This window comes from Bacillus sp. PK3_68 (assembly GCF_003600835.1).
In the GTDB taxonomy this organism is placed as follows: domain Bacteria; phylum Bacillota; class Bacilli; order Bacillales; family Domibacillaceae; genus Pseudobacillus.
The window spans coordinates 271,397-288,509 of the sequence record NZ_NQYC01000001.1 but is presented as its reverse complement, the minus strand read 5'-3'; the positions used below and the strand labels follow the sequence as shown (position 1 = coordinate 288,509).

Genomic DNA, 17,113 nt, shown 5'->3' with positions numbered 1-17,113 from the left:
AAAGAAAACAGCCAATTGGATGGTTTTTATCCACCCAATTTAGGAGGGGATTCAATGAATTGGAAACCCAACCGTCATTCTCATTTAACCATCCAAGAGCAAATTGTAGATTGGATAAAGATTCAGATTGAACGAGGGGATTGGACAGTTGGCACAAAAATTCCCACGCAGCGCCAGCTGGCAATGCAATTTAACGTCAATCGGAGCACTGTTCAACTTGCGCTTGATGACTTAAGAGCAGATGGTTTTCTCGAATCGAAAAAAGGGTCGGGCGTCTTTGTGGCCAATAATTCGTGGAATGTGCTTGTGAATAGATCTCAGCCGAACTGGCAGCAGCATATTGAATCCAGTATTCACAAACCAAATTACCATACGATTCAGCTTATCAATGAGCATGAGCAGATGGATCATGTCATCCGCCTTGGAACAGGTGAGTTATCCCCCGACTTACTTCCAACAAAACAAATGGAACAGTCGTTAAAAGAAATCTCGCTCAATCCAAAAGCCATCGGTTATTCCTCTCCTCAAGGAAGCGAAAAGCTTCGCGTCATTCTATGTAGCTACTTAAAAAAACGAGGTATTCAAACAGCGCCGGAGAACATTTTAATTGTTTCAGGCGCCCTTCAAGCTCTTCAATTAATCGCTGTTGGTTTATTAGAAGCAGGCTCCATTGTTTTTCAGGAGCAGCCATCGTATCTAAATTCCATTCATCTCTTTCAATCTGCAGGCATGCGCATGACTGCAGTTTCAAGGGATGACCATTTAGCAGACAAATTAAGGACACTCAAAAGAAAAAGACAATCTTTATTTTACTGTGTGCCGACCTTGCACAATCCGACCGGACACAATTGGTCGATGAAGGAAAAACAAACACTATATCATGCATGCAAAGAACTGCAAATCCCGATTATTGAAGATGATGTCTATCATGAATTATTATTCGACTCCACTTCGCCTGCCATAAAGTCGTTTGACACGTCCGGTCAAGTGCTTTATATCGGCAGTGTATCCAAAACGCTCAGTGCGGGATTACGGATTGGTTGGGTAGTTGCCCCTTCTCCTGTTATTAAACGATTAGCTGATATTAAAATGCAAACGGATTACGGCTCAAGCGCCTTTTCCCAAGAAATCGTTGCCCATTGGATAGCAACTGGTTTATACGAAAGGCATTTGGTTCAACTTCGAGAACAATTGAAAAAGCGGGCGGCATTTGTAGAAGGAATTTTAGAGCAGCGATTTCAAAAAATAGCTACGTGGAAAAAATCTGAGGGTGGCTTCTACATATGGATCAGGTTCCATAAACCTATCGTAAATAAGGCATTATTTCTAAATTTGTTGAGTCAGCATGTGCTGATTAACCCAGGATATATATATGAAACAAGAGACTTACATCATATCCGTCTTTCCTATGCCTATGCGTCATTAGAAGAATTAAAAGAAGGACTAAATATTTTAACAAGATTAGTGGAACAGGAACATTAAAAAAGAGTCATTATTTTGATTAAAGAATAATCAAAATAATGACTCTTTCTATAGAGTAAAACCGCGGATAACAAGGAGTCTATTTAAGCTCTTACTTACTAGCGGCTGAAGAAATTCGTTGATCCATCCTACGCTGAAAGTTTTTCTGATCCGTTTCATTCAAGAATGAACGTTTCGGTAGAATATAGGCACTCATAGTACTAAAGAAGAGAAAGAAATATTGGTCATTCTCTTCTACTTTTTCTATACTGGACCAACTAACCTGGCTTTCTCCTGCTCTGTTCGTTTCTATAAACCCCTCATCATTAAATGTAAATGTATGCTCCCCTAACAAATTCTCATTATTGCCCTCGTTAAAGCTTTTGTTTATATGGCTCATAACATGCCAGTAGAAATATTTTGGATAAAATATCATCCATACGACTGAGACGAGCATAAAGACAATGGAGAATCCAACCGAAAACTCTCCTGCAACCAAAGGAAAAATAAAAGGCAGGATTAAGAAAATAATTGGCACAAAAAATTGTTGCCTGAATAAAGACTGCTTTATAGTTTTAGAATGCTTAACGTAATGAAGATTAAACGCTAGGTAATCATCTTTTGTCAGCTCATATTTAATTTCCATCTTCGTCCCCCCTATGTCTTTGCTAGTCTCCAGATTATCGTTAAAACAACTGAGTAGAGTCATTATATCGTAGAAACTTAGAATGTATACTAAAACCTGGCAGTGCCCCTCCTTACGAAAATTCTTGTATTCTCCCCCTAACTACTTTCAGGAACTTGCGAGGGAGCTTTTTGAGAACAAATCTTTAGTGGGCAGGATCCCCATCTGGCGTTTCAACATAATCAATACTAAAAGCTCTGTCAAACCGTTGAGTCTTTACCTATTTTCTTCCCTTTTCAAGCAATAAAAAAAGACCTTTGTCGATCTTTAGAGATTTTCTATCTTTAAGTTTAACACTATAAAGAAACACAGCCCAAACTAGTGTATAATAGAAAAAATTACAAAAACCCCATAAAATGTATTTACTAACCATCATAATAATCGGAGGATGCAAATATGACTCATAATGACACTGTAACTATTCAGAACATTCTTGATAATCATGTCGATTATCGAAATCTTATTCCGAAGCATAATGGATTTGTATTTAAATTTATAAAGAAAAACAATGAGTTTATCCATACATTTGCAGAAGGTGACTTTCTAAAAAAAATAGAGATTCCCCCCTCGATAATTGTTGGTAAAACCTTGCATGACTTCTTACCTGAAAGTCATGCAGATGAGAAACAATCTTATTATGAAAAAGCTTGGAATGGCAGCATTATTAATTATGAAGGAAACCTCAATGGATTCTATTATCTTACTTCATTAACTCCAGTAATTATTAATTCACGAGTCATTGAAGTAAATGGGACAGCCATCGAGATTACAGAGCACCGAAAGAACACCCTCAAGATTCAAGAGCTAGAAAAGCTTTCGTTAATTGGTGAATTAGCAGCTGGGGTTGCCCATGAAATTCGAAATCCTTTAACGTGTGTAACCGGTTTTGCTCAAATGATTAAGGAACTTTCAAGTGATAAAACAATAGATAGTTATATGGACATTGTTCTTAGAGAATTAAATAGAATTAATGCCATTGTAAACGAATTCATCTTTATAGCTAAACCGAAAGAAAACATGAAGACTAGGGAAGTGGACATCAAGGCTTTGGTCTCTCATGTTGTAGAATTTATGAAGCCTCAAGCTACTTTAAAAGGTATACATCTTATTAAATCCATTCATTTCGATCAGACATTTACTATTCAATGCGATCCTAATCAGATAACACAGGTGTTAATGAACTTGATACAAAACGCGATTGAAGCCACTACTGACCCTGCCACGCAAGAAATAGTTATTTCCCTTAAGAATATGCACGATGAGAGTGTCTCAATAGAAATTATCGATAAAGGGAGCGGCATTTCGCAAGAGAGACAGAAAAGACTATTTGAGCCTTTCTACACAACAAAAGAAAAAGGGACAGGTTTAGGTCTTATGATGTGTAGACGAATTATAGAAAACCATAGCGGTACCATAGAAATTCATAGTCAACTCGGTGAAGGAACGACCGTCATAATCAATTTGCCTAAAGCTTTTAATCATCATCCAATACAGGGTTAGCCACGCCGCGGCAATGATAATCAGCAACCAGTAACCCAATAGCTAGAGGAGGAGTATATTCAACTACTCTTCCTTCCAGCGGTTCATAAGAATCATAGACCCACTCCCCCTTTGAGGTGCCCCCGCTTAAATTCTTCAACTCCCATTGTCTGAATAAAAAACGAACTTTTGTCGCTTTGGAATAATGATCGATCCAGTTACAACTAATAACTTTGATAAATGAACAAAAAGAAAGAGCATGTTTTGAAAAGAAGATTGTTCAAAACATGCTCTTATTAAATAAGTAAACAATAGCCCCCTAATCTAAACCAGGCAATCCCAGTATATCCGTGTTCTGAGGGACGTGGCCAAGCAGACGTAACATTGCTACAATTTGCCCTTTGTGATGAAATTCGTGTGTAATTGAATGAACCAATAATTGGTGGGGGTTTTTCTCACCAATCCACTTTCCGTTCTCCAAGGAAGCTTCTTTTCGATAACTGTATTCAACTCTTCAATAGATTTTTCAAATACTTGTTCTGCATATGCATCCGCTTGTTGAAAATAACGTTTAATATCTTCTAGTTGCATTTGATTAATTTCTTCTCTTGAGTAAAGTGGGGTAGTTGTCGCTGAAAGCACAAAAGAACCTAACCAAGCATGATAACATCCCGCTATATGAAAGAAGGAATCTTTTATACTTTGAAAACCAAAGTCAAGTTCCTTGATAAGCTCTTCTTCCGTTAATTCTTTACACTGGTCTAATAAAATGTTTCTTGTTTGTTTTACCCATTCATATTCTAATTTCTCCATTGCCTTCCCTCCCATTAAATTTCCTACCTTTTTTACAGTTAACAGCTCTCGAAATATTCTTATTTTACTGTAAAAAATAAAAGATGAAATGAAAAACCAAATTCATTCCATCTTTTTAAATAGCTAAACAATTCCTTACAACTTTACACTATCTATTTTCCACTCTTCCTCTAGAATAGCGTAATAATACTCATCCCACCATTCATTTTCCTTTGGGATACATTTTTTAAAATATCCTTCCCTTCTCATTCCAATCTTCTCCATAACTCGATATGATGGAATATTCTCTGGTTGACACGTTGCGATAATCCTATGTAACTTCATTTTTTCAAAACCAAATTTTAAAACCGCTCGTGCTGCTTCAGAAGCATATCCTCTATTGTGATATTTTGGGTTAAACACCCACCCAATCTCATAAGTATGCTCACCAAAATACTTTAAAAAAACGATGTGTCCAATAACAATATTCTCGTCTATTAATACAACAGCAAATTTCTCAGCCGCATCATCCTTGTTTTTATTTATAAATTCTTTTACATCTTCTTTAGTCAAAACACCTTCTGGTATGTATTTCATTACATTAACCTCAGAAGTATATTCATAGACAGCTTGCCAATCCTCGAATGTAAATTTACGTATTAATAACCTTTTTGTTTTTATGTTCATTACATATCCTCCAATAAAAAGACTACTCCCCTAATCCTTGTTTCGATATTAAGACAAAAATAACCTCTAAAAATTATCATTCCCTCTCCAATTAAACTGCCCCTTAGTTTAATTTTAATTGTTATGCATTCATATCCCTTTCCTCCTATAAAGTAAAAGAGGGCACCAAATAACAGAACAGCTGCCCGCTGCCTTCATATTTTGGCGCCCTTATTTTCCATTGGGGTATTTATTAATCTGTTATATTTTAACGAACTACGGCATACTGATCATTTCTATATTTTTCAAAAAATCAATAGAAGATACATCAAATTTTAAAAGTTTGGAACAATACGTAGTAATTTACTTTCCATAATGAATGAAAGGAGTTTAACTATGTCGGTTCCAGAACTAGTTCTAAGGCTTTCTATTTCTTTTATTACTTTATTAGTTTTAACAAGGCTTATTGGAAGAAAAGAAATTTCCCAAATGACCTTTTTTAACTTTGTATCTGCTATTTCAATCGGTACTATAGGGGCTTCTCTTGCTATTGATAACTCACTAAGTATTCGTAACGGACTGATCTCTTTGTTAGGCTGGAGCGCTTTCACCATCTTTCTCGGATTTCTAGATATAAAATCTAAAAATGCACGTTATGCTATTGTAGGACAACCAATCATTCTTATTAGAAAAGGAAAAATTATGGAAAATACTCTCCGCAAGGCGCGGCTAGATATAAATTCTTTAAACACTTTATTACGAAAGAAGAACGTATTTTCCACCTCTGATGTTGATTACGCAATTTTTGAAACAGATGGCACTCTCTCCGTAATAAAAAAGGAACCAAAGCAGACTTTGATTGAGAGCGGCATGAACACCCCAAAAACTAATACCGATTTTTTCCCTCTTCCTATGTCTGTGATTTCTGATGGCGAAATTGATAAAAAGAATTTAGAAAAGTTAAATCTTAACGAGGAGTGGTTAGATCAACAACTACAATCAGCTGGTATCAATTCTATTTCCGATGTCTTCTATGCTGAAGTTCAAAAAGATGGATCACTATATATTGATAACAAAAATGATGTATTTCATTAGGTTTACAGCGTCTTGAAGAGGGCCTCACCCTCTTCCCTATACTTCTGTTTAAATAACATCCTATCCAGACATCCGAACCTGCTGACTTCTTATCACGTTAAGCACCTTACCACCCTTCCAAATAATTGTGTCATCTTCACATTATTTAGGCGTCACTTTCGTCAATGGTCCATCGATAACTACACAATCTGCATTTTCAATTAAGTCGATTTCTGCTGTATTTTTAAGGTTAGGCTCTTTCACCAAATTGCCAACACTTTTTAAAAGGCCGGGAGCTTTGCTGTTTTTTTCTTCCTTCCAATTTTTCCTGAACCAAATCCAGTATGTAGCCATACCCCAACTGAATAAACGACAGCCACACGAACCTCGTTTGTATATTAATTCAAAATGAGTTAAAATATGTAATTAATATTTTTATAAGTGAAAGATGAGGCAAGTTATGAAAAACAATAAAAGATATTCCTGGCTTAGTTATACTTCGTTGACCTTAGGTATATTATTAGCTGCTTCACCAGTCATCCATGCTCGTTCTCCACTAGCATTTGACTTAATGATCGCCTTTTATGTTGGTATTCCGACAGTACTTATCTTAAGTATGACCTCTTTGTTTAAAAGATCTGAGAAGAAACTTTTAGCTTTTTGTAGCCTTGTTTTAGCTATCGTTATGCTTGTTTTTGTAGCTCTTCTTCTCTATATTCCGTATCACAAGTTTGATAATGTTCTATATTTTATTATGTAAATATCACTAGTCACCTTCTCATTTCCAACGAACTGCGACATAAACATATTAATACTGTCGTAGATAATAAAATTGTTCCGTGCAATCATTTTTTTGAAGATCACTATCCAATAAAACAAGAAAAAGTGGACAACGGAGGATATTAAAATGAAACGGGAGTTACAGTGCGTCTAGAAGATGGAAATGCCATAGAAGGTGATGCACTTATAGCAGCGGATGGGATCCATTCCGTCGTACGGAAAAAATCCCTTTCAACCATAAATCCGCGTTATTCAGGTTATACTTGTTGGCGTGCTGTGGTGAAGCCTCCAAAAGAATTTGTCATACCCGGGGAATTTACCGAAACATGGGGGTCGAAAGGACGGTTCGGCATGGCCCCTCTGACAAATAATCAGATATACTGGTTTGCATGTATCAACGCACCTTTTCAAAGCAAAGACATGTCAGCTTTTACAACGAATGAATTGTCTCATGCCTTTCAAGATTATCATTTCCCTGTACCTGAGTTAATCAAATGGACAGGAGACGAAAAACTCATATGGAATGACATCATTGATCTCAAGCCTACCAATCGCTTTGCTTTGGATAAAATTCTGCTGATTGGTGATGCAGCTCACGCCACTACTCCTAATATTGGTCAAGGAGCAGGTCAAGCCATTGAAGATGCAATCATACTAAGCAAAATTTTAAAGTATAAGAAGTGTAGGGAAGAAGCATTTCTTGAATTTGAAAATTTAAGACTGCCAAAGACAAAAAGATTATCAATCTTTCATGGCGCATTGGAAAAGTAGCGCAATTAGACAATCCCTTTCAAATTAAGATTAGTAATGCAATCATGAGAAGGCTGCCTGCCAAAATACAAGAAAATCAATTAGAATCCGTTTTCCACACCGATTTTTAATTACTTGGATTAGCATAATCAGCCTTAGATTTTCAAATGACTTTATTAGTGTAACGAAGTATCTTGCATCAAAATTAACCAAGTACATTTTTGCCCCGTCCTAAATCCAGGACGGGGTTATGCTTGTTTGGCTTTTTAAATTACTTTATTGTCCCGTAGCTCTTTCAAAATTTTTTCATTGAAAGGGTGCCGTTCTTCCAGATGCTTCAAAACGCATCATTGATAAAATCTGCGAATAAATCCTTGTCATTCGTTATCACATTTCCCCAAACTACTTTTCCTTTTTATTTATATATTGCAGCTTGTTTCCCTTCTTCACGAGAGCCAACCCACTTTGAAAATTACGCGCATCGCTAAATGATTGATTGAATAGTTTCTTTCCTGTTTTATTAATGAAAAAATATTTGTTGTCTTTGGATACTAAAGCTACTCCCTCATTAAAATCTGTAGCTGTATCATAAATGACGGGAATAACTATTTCTCCAGTCTGATTAATATAACCGCTCCTAACGTAGGGATCTTCTGCTTGTTCTGGTGTTAATCCAACAACCGCCATCCCTTCTGAAAATGGGCTGGCACTGTCAAACCGGGCTTTGATGACAATTTCTTCATTGTCATTTACATATCCCTCGCCTTCAAAAAAGTCATCAGTATAGTACGGAATCAGTCCTTCGTTCCCATATTTCCATTGTATAATCTTTTTTTCTGTAGCGTCGACGATAACCTTATTATGGTTATCTACTAAATCGACTATCTCAAATTCTTCCTGTTCATCGTCTTCTTTAACAGTGGTAACGGCAAAATAATCCTTATAAATATCCCTAACGACCTCGCCTCTCTTAGGTGTAAACACCTTTTTGCCGTTTTTATCTAAGACGACTTGTTGATTTGTTTTCTTGTCAGTCGCAAATATATATCCTTCCTCTATAAAATCATAGTTATATTTTGGAGAATGAAGATTTTGTCCTTTGTTAGTTAAGATACCCGTGCTGTCTGCCTTTTTATCATAATAGGTGACTTTTCCCATATTGAAATCCAGCTGATCATTTGAACCGCCGTATAATGGCAGCTCTCCTTCACGGTTTTGAAGGTATAAAGGGATTTTCACCTTACCACTTGTATCTATATATCCATAATGTTTTCCATCCTTGCTTACCATCGCTAATCCTTCTGAAAAGTTTTGTGCTGACTTATACAGATAAGGAATCATCAATTGTCCCTTCTGATTTATAAAGCCATACCTTCCATCTTTTTTAACAAGATAGAGCTTAGCTTGTGTAAAAGACTCTGTTTCTTGTGCCTTACGTTTTTCCTCTTGAGTTTTTATAGAAGATTCATCATTGGAGCAGGCGATAAGCGTTGAAGAGACTAACACACTCAAAAAAGACAGAGACAGCTTGCAGAAAAGTTCTCCCTTCATACATCCTCCCTTTATCATTTTGGTATTATTTTGAATCTGGAATCCTTAGAGCAACTATATCAAATTTTTCTGCCATTACGGCCATTCACCTAAAAAAGAGGCTGCTTTCATTCTGCAATTAAAATAAAGGCTGTCTTTCATTTATTTTGTATATGAAAGAATTAGCTTGCTTGCTGGTCCATTCTCTGGTAAATTAACTTACGAACGTTCGTTAAAAAAGAGGTGATGGTGTGTGAGAAGCAATAAAATCAAAGAAGCAGCACTCAAGTATTTTACCCTCCATGGCTATGAGGGAGCTTCCCTATCGCAAATTTCTGAGGAAGCAGGGATAAAGAAACAATCGATTTATGCTCATTTTAAGAGTAAAGACGATTTATTTTTACAATTACTTCAAGATGCAAAAGAAGTAGAATTATCTTTAAAGTTGCAATACTTTAATGAAAAAGCGGTCAATCACCCGGAGAAGGATCTGTACGGTTTTTTAATCATGGTCACACAGTTATTTCAGAAGGATGAATATATGAAATTTTGGCTTCGAATGTCCTTCTTTCCCCGGATCACTTATTGAAAGAAATAGAGAAGAACATTATAGATATTGAACAGCAAGTAAAAGAGTCCCTTGAAAAGAAATTTAGTGAATGGATTGAAGCAAAAGTTATTTATGGAACAGACCCCCAGATACCAACGATTGCTTATATAGGCATCATTGATGCGATTATGGTGGAGCTTGTTTATACGAATAGCTTAAAAAAAGTTGAAGACAGGTTGGAAGCTTCATGGAAAGTGTTTTGGAGAGGGATCTCGTTGGAGCGATAGAATCAATAAAAGTTTGTGAGAAAATTTTCCCGTGAAAGCAGAGGTGTGCATACTCACTTATGATTCGTAATCAAAAAATAGTACTTCTTATATTATTAAGCAATATTTTTGTTGCTTTTTTAGGGGTTGGTTTAATTATTCCCATTATGCCTTCCTTTATGAATGAAATGAATTTGTCTGGTGCCACAATGGGCTACATGGTTGCCGCTTTCTCCTTTTCTCAATTATTAATGTCCCCGGTGGCCGGGAGATGGGTAGATCAGTTCGGCAGAAAAAAAATCATCATTATTGGATTGTTTATCTTTTGTCTTTCTGAGCTGCTTTTTGGATTAGGAAAGCACGTTTTAGTCCTATATCTTTCAAGAATACTAGGAGGAATCAGCGCAGCATTTATTATGCCGGGAGTGACAGCCTATATTGCAGACATTACCTCTTTAGAGGAACGCCCTAAAGCATTAGGTTATTTATCGGCGGCTATCAGTACCGGTTTCATCATCGGCCCTGGCATTGGAGGGTTTATAGCTGAATATGGCATTCGAGTTCCTTTCTTTTGTGCCGCAGCAATCGCTTTTCTTGCTGCTATTTCTTCCTTATTTATTCTCAAGGAGCCATTGACAAAAGAACAATTATCCGCTATTTCCTCTAAAAACAAGAAAGCAAGTTTTGTGAAGGAGTTAAAGAAGTCATTAAATCCTCTTTACTTTGTGGCATTTATCATTGTATTTGTCCTGGCATTTGGATTATCAGTGTACGAAACAGTTTTTAGTTTGTTTTCTGATCACAAATTTGGTTTTACTCCTAAGGACATTGCTTATATTATTACTATCAGTTCGATATTCGGCATGATTTTCCAGGTCTTTTTATTCGGAAAAATGATTCATGTATTAGGTGAAAAGAAGCTTATTCAATTATGCCTCATAACCGGAGCCATTTTTGCTATTGCTTCAACTGTCGTCACTAACTTCTGGCTTGTTTTGATGGTCACTTGTATTATCTTTTTAGCCTTTGACCTGCTCCGGCCGGCGCTCACCACTTTTCTTTCAAGGACTGCGGGAAGTGAACAAGGTTTTGTAGCAGGAATGAACTCCACTTATACAAGCTTAGGAAATATTGTAGGGCCTACAATAGGAGGGATTCTGTTTGATTTCAATATCCATTTCCCTTACATCTTTTCAGCCATTATTCTAGCGGTTGCACTATTTATCACAGTGTCTTGGAAAGAGAAGCGATTAGCAGATAGAACCGTTGAATAAAATGATTCATTGAATAGTTACTGCAAAACTATTATTTAAATTAGTTATATAAATGAAAGAAAATGAGCCCATGATATGGACTTGATTCCTATGGAAACCTCTTTTGTTTTTTAAACACCTACTAATAGGGGCTGTTCCATAAGTCGGTTATCCTGACTCATGGAACAGCCCCCTATCTTTTTATATTTTTTCCTGCAAGGCTTCAATAAATGCTACAATCAACTGTACAGAATATTCCAAATCATCTATATGTACACAACCAGTTGCTGAGTGGATATTACGGGATGGAAAAGAAATGCAGCTAGCTAAAGCTCCGTTGCCTGCTACGCTCATGGCCCAGGCATCTGTTCCGCCATTCAGAACAACTTCCCGCTGATAAGGAATATTGTTTTTTTCTGCCGCTTGAATTAATTTGCGAGTTAGTTTCTTTGGGACATTATTTCCGTGTCCGGTACTCGGTGTCCAGTCATATAGCATAAGCGCGGGACCGCCACCAAGCGTAACTGCAACGTCTTTTTCAGTTAAAGCAGGTGTTCCTCCGGAAAGGCAGACATCAAGGGCAAGACCGATATCAGGTTGGATCCGGTTCGAGACCGGGACGGAACCACGGATGCCCATTTCTTCCTGCACAGTCCCCACTCCATAAACGGTGGGAACGATATTTTTGTCTGCCAGTCGTTTCATTGCTTCCACCATCACTGCACAGGCAGCACGATTATCAACAGCCTTTCCCGTGAAAATCTTACCGTCATTTAGAAATTGTCCCGTTCTTTGAAATGTCAGATAATCACCGATCTGCACGCCGAGCGCTAACGTTTCTTCTTTACTTGTCGTTCCAACGTCAATATATAACTCCTCAATAGGAATGGCGAGTTTTGCCTCTTCTGGTGTCACAATGTGTGCAGGCTTTCCCCCGGTTATTCCTGTTACAGGGCCCTTTTCTGTATAAATCGTTAGCACTTGGTTGAATGCTGTTCGATTGTCGTGATAACCGACTGGTAAAATATAAACGAAACCTTGACTATCAATGTTATGAACAATATAGCCGATTTCATCCATATGTGCCGCAAGCATAACCTTAAAATCTGGGTTGCTTCCCTTTTTGATAAATACCTGGTTTCCAAGTGCATCTTCAAAGTGTTCGTCTATCACCGGCTTTAAATGAGCCTGCAGAGCTTGTGCAACACGTTCTTCATCCCCTGATACACCATGAATGGCATCAAATTCCACTAGAAGGTCTTTTAGTGAGCTCATTCCCTCTCCCCCGTTTGCTTTTTTTGTAAAATCAGACAGCTTTTTCATCCTTCTCATTCCTCGAAAATCTCGGCGGTCTATCTAGTGCCAACAATTCAACTACATCAGCTACTTACCTCTATCTCCCGGCCAGACGGAAGTTCCAGTCTATTTCTCGTTACTAGCATATAAATGACACGCTACGAAATGTCCCGGCTGTACTTCTTTAAAAATCGGCGCTTCTTCTGTACAGCGAGCAAAGCATTGAGGACATCTGGAAGCGAAGCGGCAACCCGTTGGTGGATCAATAGGGCTTGGAATATCTCCTTCCAATGTAATTCTTTCTTTCTTTTCTTTCGGGTTATTGATGGGAATTGAGTGTATTAAGGCTTTCGTATAAGGATGTAGCGGCTCTTCATATAAGTCTTCCACCTGGGCCATTTCCACCATCTGTCCCAGATACATCACTCCGACCCGATCACTGATATGCTCCACAACGCTTAAATCATGGGCCACAAAAAGTATCGTCAAGCCTAGCTTTTCACGCAGTGACGCCAGCAAATTCAAAATCTGAGCTTGCACGGAAACATCCAGGGCAGAAACCGGTTCATCCGCAAAAATAAACTTAGGATTTACAGCCAATGCTCTTGCCACCACAATGCGCTGCAGTTGTCCGCCGCTGAATTCATGCGGATAACGGTCCATCGCATCCGTCGGTAGTCCGACCTGTTCTAGCAGCTCTACGATCCTGTCTTTTGCTTGATCTCCTGTTGCTATCCGGTGTACCTTTAACACTTCCTCCAACGTCTGACGGATTGTCAGTCTTGGGTTCAAAGAAGAATAGGGATTCTGAAAAATCATTTGCATTTCTCGTCTTATCTGTAAAAGCTCTTTCCCTTTAAGGCTAGTAATATTTTTTCCCATAAAATAGACACTGCCGCCGGTTGCCTCTTCAATCTTTAAAATACATCTGCCTGTTGTTGACTTGCCGCATCCGCTCTCACCGACAAGTCCAAATATCTCACCTTCCCGGATAGTGAAAGAAAGATCATCCACGGCTTTTAGCAGCTGTGTATGCTTCCCAAGGAAATTCGTTTTTCCAGCGGGAAAATATTTTTTTAACCCTTCAACTTGTAGCAAGGCTGTCAAAACGCTCATCTCCTTCCTTTACTACCACTTCGGCCATATGACATGCTGCCCAATGAGAAGGAGCGAGTTGTTTCAATGCAGGTTTTTCTGTCACACATATTTCTGTTTTGACAGCACAGCGGGGAGCAAAAGGACATCCATTAATCTCCTTTGCCAGATCAGGCGGTGAGCCTTCGATGGATTTAAGTGTTTTCTCCCTATGACCAAGCTTCGGTCTTGAATCCATTAACGCTTTTGTATAAGGATGCAGCGGTTTCTCAAAAATATTTTCCACACTTGTGCTTTCAACAATTTCACCTGCATACATAACCGATACTTTGTCACAAATTTCGGCTACAACGCCTAAATCATGAGTGATCATCAGAATGGCCATTCCGTATTGCTTCTGAAGCTCTTTCATTAGCCTTAGAATTTGCGCTTGTATTGTTACATCTAACGCGGTTGTTGGCTCATCGGCAATAAGCAATTTCGGCTTGCATGCCAATGAAATGGCAATCATTAGCCGTTGCAGCATTCCCCCGCTAAACTCGTGCGGATACTGATGATAACGCTTTTCCGGTGAAGGGATGGAAAGCTGAGTCATGAGCCCGATTGCTTCTTGTTTCGCTTGCTGCCTGGCCATTCCTTTATGAAAACGAAGCACCTCTGCAATCTGGACGCCCACTTTAATTAAAGGGTTCAAAGAGGTCATTGGGTCCTGGAAGATCATCGCCACTGAATTGCCTCTGATTTTCTGCATTTGTTTTTCCGTTTGTTTCGCTAGATCAATATTTTCAAAAATCATTTCCCCAGATACAACTTTTCCGTTTTGGCCTTCAACAAGCCTCATGATCGATTTAGCTGTCACACTTTTGCCACTGCCGCTTTCGCCTACAATTCCCATTGTCTCTCCTGATTTGATGGAGAAATTCACAAAGCGAACCGCATGAGCAATTCCCCGTTCTGTTTGAAATTGAGTGGATAAATTTTTTACTGTAAGTAAATCACTCATTTACACATTCCCCCTTTAATAGAAAAGCGGAAGACTTTTATGCTGATTGCTTTTTTTCTTTACTGCGGTATCCTCTGAATAAGAAAGACAAACAAACAGATACCATGGCAGACAGCAAAATTCCCCATTCTAAGCTAAAATGAAACATACCGTATGTTTCTGCTCCTACACCGGCTAGAAAAACGAAAGCTACGGGCCACCTGGCCAATAGGCTTGTTTCCATTAAATACATGGCTGGAACCACCGGAGCCCAAACAAGAGAGGCAAAGACCATGACATCAAGGATCGTAAGCTTTGGAAGCGTAGTTACTATCAACGCAGCCATTCCTAATACCGCTGCCTTCACGAAGATATCTTTTCGGACAAAGGTTTTATCAACAAAATCACCAGCCGAGGAAGAGAACAAAATGACCAGCAAGGTTACGACTAACAGAACAATTCCAAGCTGTCCGCCAAACTGCTGGACGACTTGAAGACCTACTTCATCATTAGAAGCCGGCCATATGGCGGATGCTTTGGCGACAAACGCCAAGGTTCCCATCGAGAGCGGGACAAAGAACCATATGAAAGATGAAATCGTAAAAGCAAGAGGTCTTTTCTCTTGTTTAATATTCATAAAGATTTTCTGCATGTTTTGATTCAATAGGTGATGAGCCATGAACCGAATAAATAATACTCCTCCTAGAAGCCATCCCGACAGATCATCCAAAATAAGCATCTCCGGTGCCAAAAAGTGAACACCGGAATAGATCGTGGGCACACTCACCTTTAAATATACAAAGGTAGGTAAAAGCACAGTAGCAACCAACGCCAGCATGCTGATGATGAGAGAGCGAATATAAAAATTTTTACTTTTCGCCAAAAGAATAAATTGATAAAAGACAACAAACAAGCCGGCTAAGATCACTACATTTACGCTATAGAAAAGCTTGAATATAAACTTTGCAGCCAATAGGCTTACAATAAAATGTTCTAGATAATAAAGCAGCAAAAGCGGCTTTATTGTTCTTGCCGCATGCACCGGATCATGCGGCACTGCTCTTTTTTTCAACAGGAAGTATAGGCAGAGCAGGCTTGCCAATCCAGCCAGGCAATAGCCGAATAGACCACTCACGCCCTGCTCATATGACAATTGCGCTGCAACAAGAAATGTGGTCAATCCAACCCATTGATTGACGAGGATAACGATCCCTTTTCCTAAGCCAATGGGACGTTCTAGGTCGGGGTTGTTCTTCTCTACTTGCCGAGCACCGATTAACAACAAAAATAAACTAACAAGAGTAAAAATTTGCAATGTTAGGAACATGATTGTTTGTCATGCTCTCTCTGTAAACGGAACTGGCTTGGGGAAATTCCCTCCAGCTTCCGGAAAGTTGAAGAAAAGTAATCCGGACTGCTGAAACCTATTCGGTCGGATATGAACTGAATGGACAGCTCTTTGTTCTTCAATAGTTCCTTTGCCTGTTCAATTCTAATCTTTGTTAAGACATCAACAAACGTAATTCCAAGCTGGCTCTTGAATATTCTACTTAAATGTGAGGCACTGAGATGAACCTCTTGTGCTAATTGATTCAAAGTAATCGGACTGGCATATTGCTGTGATAAGAAATGAAGGCATTGCTGAATCACCGCTTCATCCTTGTTTAATGCAGCTTGCACAGCACTATCATACGATTGCTTTAGAAAATCTGGATGGGCAACAGCTTCCCCTACGCCAAACAGCCATTCGATCTCTTTGTCCTTCTCCGCAAGCTCTAATTTTAGGAAGGAAAGCTTCTCTTTCACCGTGTAATTGTTTCCTTCAGGACATTCTGTCAAATAGATCCAGTGCCCATCGACAGACTGGGGGACAGCTGTTGTCTTATCAAGTGTTCGGCATACGATGGTATCCCAGAACGCCTTATCAAAAGGTTCGTTGCGATTGAATCTGATGACAGTGACCACATTAGGCTGGATATGAAGGTGCGCACCAAAGAGCAGCTTTTTTGATTCCTCTCCTCTTGACCATTTTTCAGCTGCCATTTGCAGCAACAGTAACTGTTCCTCAAGCTCTCTTTCAATCTCATGTTGCATCCTTCTGATCGCATTCATCAGTTCTTCCGGAACCACAGGTTTTAAAAGATAGATGGATGCTCCGGATACAATGGCCTCTTGCGCGTAATGGAATTCACCGTGGGCAGAAATAAGTATGACCTTCACATGGGGCCACTGCGCCTTAATTTTCTGCAATGTTTCAATTCCATTCCAGCCAGGCATTCGAATATCCAGGCAAACAATATCCATGGGCTCATCTTTCAGCATGCTATAGGCTTCATAGCCATTCGCCGCTGTAAATACATCAATCAGGGGGTCAAATGAATGAAGAATGCTTTCAATATTCAAAAGCTCCAAGGGTTCATCATCAACTATGAGTACTTTCATATGGCCCCTCCT

Annotated in this window: 18 protein-coding genes and 1 pseudogene; 8 read left to right on the top strand and 11 right to left on the bottom strand. The window is 38.7% G+C overall.

The window, feature by feature from the left end:
- Nucleotides 1–54 precede the first annotated feature (54 nt).
- The gene (locus CJ483_RS01420; RefSeq protein ID WP_120031236.1) at nucleotides 55–1,482 is read left to right on the top strand and encodes an aminotransferase-like domain-containing protein; all 1,428 of its coding nucleotides are present in this window, start codon (nucleotides 55–57) and stop codon (nucleotides 1,480–1,482) included.
- Nucleotides 1,483–1,573: 91 nt separating this feature from the next.
- Here CJ483_RS01420 and CJ483_RS01415 read toward each other — a convergent pair whose 3' ends face one another.
- Nucleotides 1,574–2,107, bottom strand: coding sequence for a YcxB family protein (locus CJ483_RS01415; RefSeq protein WP_182916930.1), 534 nt, complete (start codon nucleotides 2,105–2,107; stop codon nucleotides 1,574–1,576).
- A 435-nt stretch (nucleotides 2,108–2,542) separates the two neighbouring features.
- Between CJ483_RS01415 and CJ483_RS01410 the strand changes: the two genes are divergently transcribed.
- Nucleotides 2,543–3,646 carry an ATP-binding protein gene (locus CJ483_RS01410; protein WP_120031232.1) on the top strand — a complete coding sequence of 368 codons (1,104 nt, stop codon included), beginning with the start codon at nucleotides 2,543–2,545 and terminating at the stop codon, nucleotides 3,644–3,646.
- Here the strand turns inward: CJ483_RS01410 and CJ483_RS24290 are convergent.
- From CJ483_RS24290 to CJ483_RS01400, 3 genes and pseudogenes are all read right to left on the bottom strand, one after another.
- Nucleotides 3,621–3,785 (bottom strand): hypothetical protein, encoded by a 165-nt coding sequence (locus CJ483_RS24290; protein WP_182916929.1) that lies wholly within the window; start codon nucleotides 3,783–3,785, stop codon nucleotides 3,621–3,623. The two genes, CJ483_RS01410 and CJ483_RS24290, sit on opposite strands and share 26 nt — an antisense overlap.
- A gap of 159 nt (nucleotides 3,786–3,944) precedes the next feature.
- Nucleotides 3,945–4,438, bottom strand: a pseudogene (locus CJ483_RS01405) (DinB family protein).
- A 135-nt stretch (nucleotides 4,439–4,573) separates the two neighbouring features.
- Nucleotides 4,574–5,104 carry a GNAT family N-acetyltransferase gene (locus tag CJ483_RS01400; RefSeq protein ID WP_120031230.1) on the bottom strand — a complete coding sequence of 177 codons (531 nt, stop codon included), beginning with the start codon at nucleotides 5,102–5,104 and terminating at the stop codon, nucleotides 4,574–4,576.
- A 375-nt stretch (nucleotides 5,105–5,479) separates the two neighbouring features.
- Between CJ483_RS01400 and CJ483_RS01395 the strand changes: the two genes are divergently transcribed.
- Nucleotides 5,480–6,178: a YetF domain-containing protein gene (locus CJ483_RS01395; protein ID WP_120031228.1), complete on the top strand. Its 699-nt coding sequence runs from the start codon at nucleotides 5,480–5,482 to the stop codon at nucleotides 6,176–6,178.
- Nucleotides 6,179–6,319: 141 nt separating this feature from the next.
- Here the strand turns inward: CJ483_RS01395 and CJ483_RS01390 are convergent, their stop codons facing one another.
- Nucleotides 6,320–6,511, bottom strand: coding sequence for a hypothetical protein (locus tag CJ483_RS01390; RefSeq protein ID WP_120031226.1), 192 nt, complete (start codon nucleotides 6,509–6,511; stop codon nucleotides 6,320–6,322).
- Between the two features lie 106 nt (nucleotides 6,512–6,617).
- On the opposite strand from CJ483_RS01390, the gene CJ483_RS24740 reads away from it, so the two are divergent.
- Nucleotides 6,618–6,917 (top strand): hypothetical protein, encoded by a 300-nt coding sequence (locus CJ483_RS24740; protein WP_120031224.1) that lies wholly within the window; start codon nucleotides 6,618–6,620, stop codon nucleotides 6,915–6,917.
- Between the two features lie 164 nt (nucleotides 6,918–7,081).
- Nucleotides 7,082–7,708: an FAD-dependent monooxygenase gene (locus tag CJ483_RS01380; protein WP_120031222.1), complete on the top strand. Its 627-nt coding sequence runs from the start codon at nucleotides 7,082–7,084 to the stop codon at nucleotides 7,706–7,708.
- Between the two features lie 381 nt (nucleotides 7,709–8,089).
- Here CJ483_RS01380 and CJ483_RS01375 read toward each other — a convergent pair whose 3' ends face one another.
- A complete protein-coding gene (locus CJ483_RS01375; protein ID WP_182916928.1) occupies nucleotides 8,090–9,238 on the bottom strand; it encodes a WG repeat-containing protein in 1,149 nt (382 codons plus the stop codon).
- Between the two features lie 232 nt (nucleotides 9,239–9,470).
- On the opposite strand from CJ483_RS01375, the gene CJ483_RS01370 reads away from it, so the two are divergent.
- From CJ483_RS01370 to CJ483_RS01360, 3 genes are read left to right on the top strand one after another with little or no spacing between them, the layout of a single operon-like run.
- Nucleotides 9,471–9,806 (top strand): TetR/AcrR family transcriptional regulator, encoded by a 336-nt coding sequence (locus tag CJ483_RS01370; RefSeq protein WP_120031218.1) that lies wholly within the window; start codon nucleotides 9,471–9,473, stop codon nucleotides 9,804–9,806.
- Nucleotides 9,767–10,054 carry a hypothetical protein gene (locus CJ483_RS01365; RefSeq protein ID WP_142927200.1) on the top strand — a complete coding sequence of 96 codons (288 nt, stop codon included), beginning with the start codon at nucleotides 9,767–9,769 and terminating at the stop codon, nucleotides 10,052–10,054. The genes CJ483_RS01370 and CJ483_RS01365 overlap by 40 nt, the downstream gene beginning before the upstream one ends.
- Nucleotides 10,055–10,113: 59 nt before the next feature.
- On the top strand, nucleotides 10,114–11,307 hold the full coding sequence (locus tag CJ483_RS01360; protein WP_120031214.1) for an MFS transporter: 1,194 nt from the start codon (nucleotides 10,114–10,116) through the stop codon (nucleotides 11,305–11,307).
- Nucleotides 11,308–11,487: 180 nt separating this feature from the next.
- Here CJ483_RS01360 and CJ483_RS01355 read toward each other — a convergent pair whose 3' ends face one another.
- From CJ483_RS01355 to CJ483_RS01335, 5 genes are all read right to left on the bottom strand, one after another.
- Entirely contained in the window at nucleotides 11,488–12,609 is a 1,122-nt protein-coding gene (locus tag CJ483_RS01355) for a M42 family metallopeptidase (protein WP_182916927.1), read from the bottom strand.
- 99 nt (nucleotides 12,610–12,708) lie between these two features.
- Nucleotides 12,709–13,698: an ABC transporter ATP-binding protein gene (locus CJ483_RS01350; protein ID WP_182916926.1), complete on the bottom strand. Its 990-nt coding sequence runs from the start codon at nucleotides 13,696–13,698 to the stop codon at nucleotides 12,709–12,711.
- Nucleotides 13,667–14,680 carry an ABC transporter ATP-binding protein gene (locus CJ483_RS01345; RefSeq protein ID WP_120031208.1) on the bottom strand — a complete coding sequence of 338 codons (1,014 nt, stop codon included), beginning with the start codon at nucleotides 14,678–14,680 and terminating at the stop codon, nucleotides 13,667–13,669. The genes CJ483_RS01350 and CJ483_RS01345 overlap by 32 nt, the downstream gene beginning before the upstream one ends.
- A gap of 37 nt (nucleotides 14,681–14,717) precedes the next feature.
- Nucleotides 14,718–15,986: a hypothetical protein gene (locus CJ483_RS01340; RefSeq protein ID WP_120031206.1), complete on the bottom strand. Its 1,269-nt coding sequence runs from the start codon at nucleotides 15,984–15,986 to the stop codon at nucleotides 14,718–14,720.
- Nucleotides 15,977–17,101, bottom strand: a complete 1,125-nt coding sequence (locus CJ483_RS01335) for a response regulator (RefSeq protein WP_120031204.1) — start codon at nucleotides 17,099–17,101, stop codon at nucleotides 15,977–15,979. The genes CJ483_RS01340 and CJ483_RS01335 overlap by 10 nt, the downstream gene beginning before the upstream one ends.
- Between the last annotated feature and the right edge of the window lie 12 nt (nucleotides 17,102–17,113).

Bases quoted from the DNA above. Each gene is read 5' to 3' on its own strand.
- CJ483_RS01350 (WP_182916926.1), bottom strand. From the start codon at position 13,698: ATGAGCGTTTTGACAGCCTTGCTACAAGTTGAAGGGTTAAAAAAATAT.
- CJ483_RS24740 (WP_120031224.1), top strand. From the start codon at position 6,618: ATGAAAAACAATAAAAGATATTCCTGGCTTAGTTATACTTCGTTGACC.
- CJ483_RS01360 (WP_120031214.1), top strand. From the start codon at position 10,114: ATGATTCGTAATCAAAAAATAGTACTTCTTATATTATTAAGCAATATT.
- CJ483_RS01410 (WP_120031232.1), top strand. From the start codon at position 2,543: ATGACTCATAATGACACTGTAACTATTCAGAACATTCTTGATAATCAT.
- CJ483_RS01400 (WP_120031230.1), bottom strand. From the start codon at position 5,104: ATGAACATAAAAACAAAAAGGTTATTAATACGTAAATTTACATTCGAG.
- CJ483_RS01355 (WP_182916927.1), bottom strand. From the start codon at position 12,609: ATGAAAAAGCTGTCTGATTTTACAAAAAAAGCAAACGGGGGAGAGGGA.
- CJ483_RS01390 (WP_120031226.1), bottom strand. From the start codon at position 6,511: ATGGCTACATACTGGATTTGGTTCAGGAAAAATTGGAAGGAAGAAAAA.
- CJ483_RS01335 (WP_120031204.1), bottom strand. From the start codon at position 17,101: ATGAAAGTACTCATAGTTGATGATGAACCCTTGGAGCTTTTGAATATT.
- CJ483_RS01395 (WP_120031228.1), top strand. From the start codon at position 5,480: ATGTCGGTTCCAGAACTAGTTCTAAGGCTTTCTATTTCTTTTATTACT.
- CJ483_RS01345 (WP_120031208.1), bottom strand. From the start codon at position 14,680: ATGAGTGATTTACTTACAGTAAAAAATTTATCCACTCAATTTCAAACA.
- CJ483_RS01375 (WP_182916928.1), bottom strand. From the start codon at position 9,238: ATGAAGGGAGAACTTTTCTGCAAGCTGTCTCTGTCTTTTTTGAGTGTG.
- CJ483_RS01340 (WP_120031206.1), bottom strand. From the start codon at position 15,986: ATGTTCCTAACATTGCAAATTTTTACTCTTGTTAGTTTATTTTTGTTG.
- CJ483_RS01420 (WP_120031236.1), top strand. From the start codon at position 55: ATGAATTGGAAACCCAACCGTCATTCTCATTTAACCATCCAAGAGCAA.
- CJ483_RS01415 (WP_182916930.1), bottom strand. From the start codon at position 2,107: ATGGAAATTAAATATGAGCTGACAAAAGATGATTACCTAGCGTTTAAT.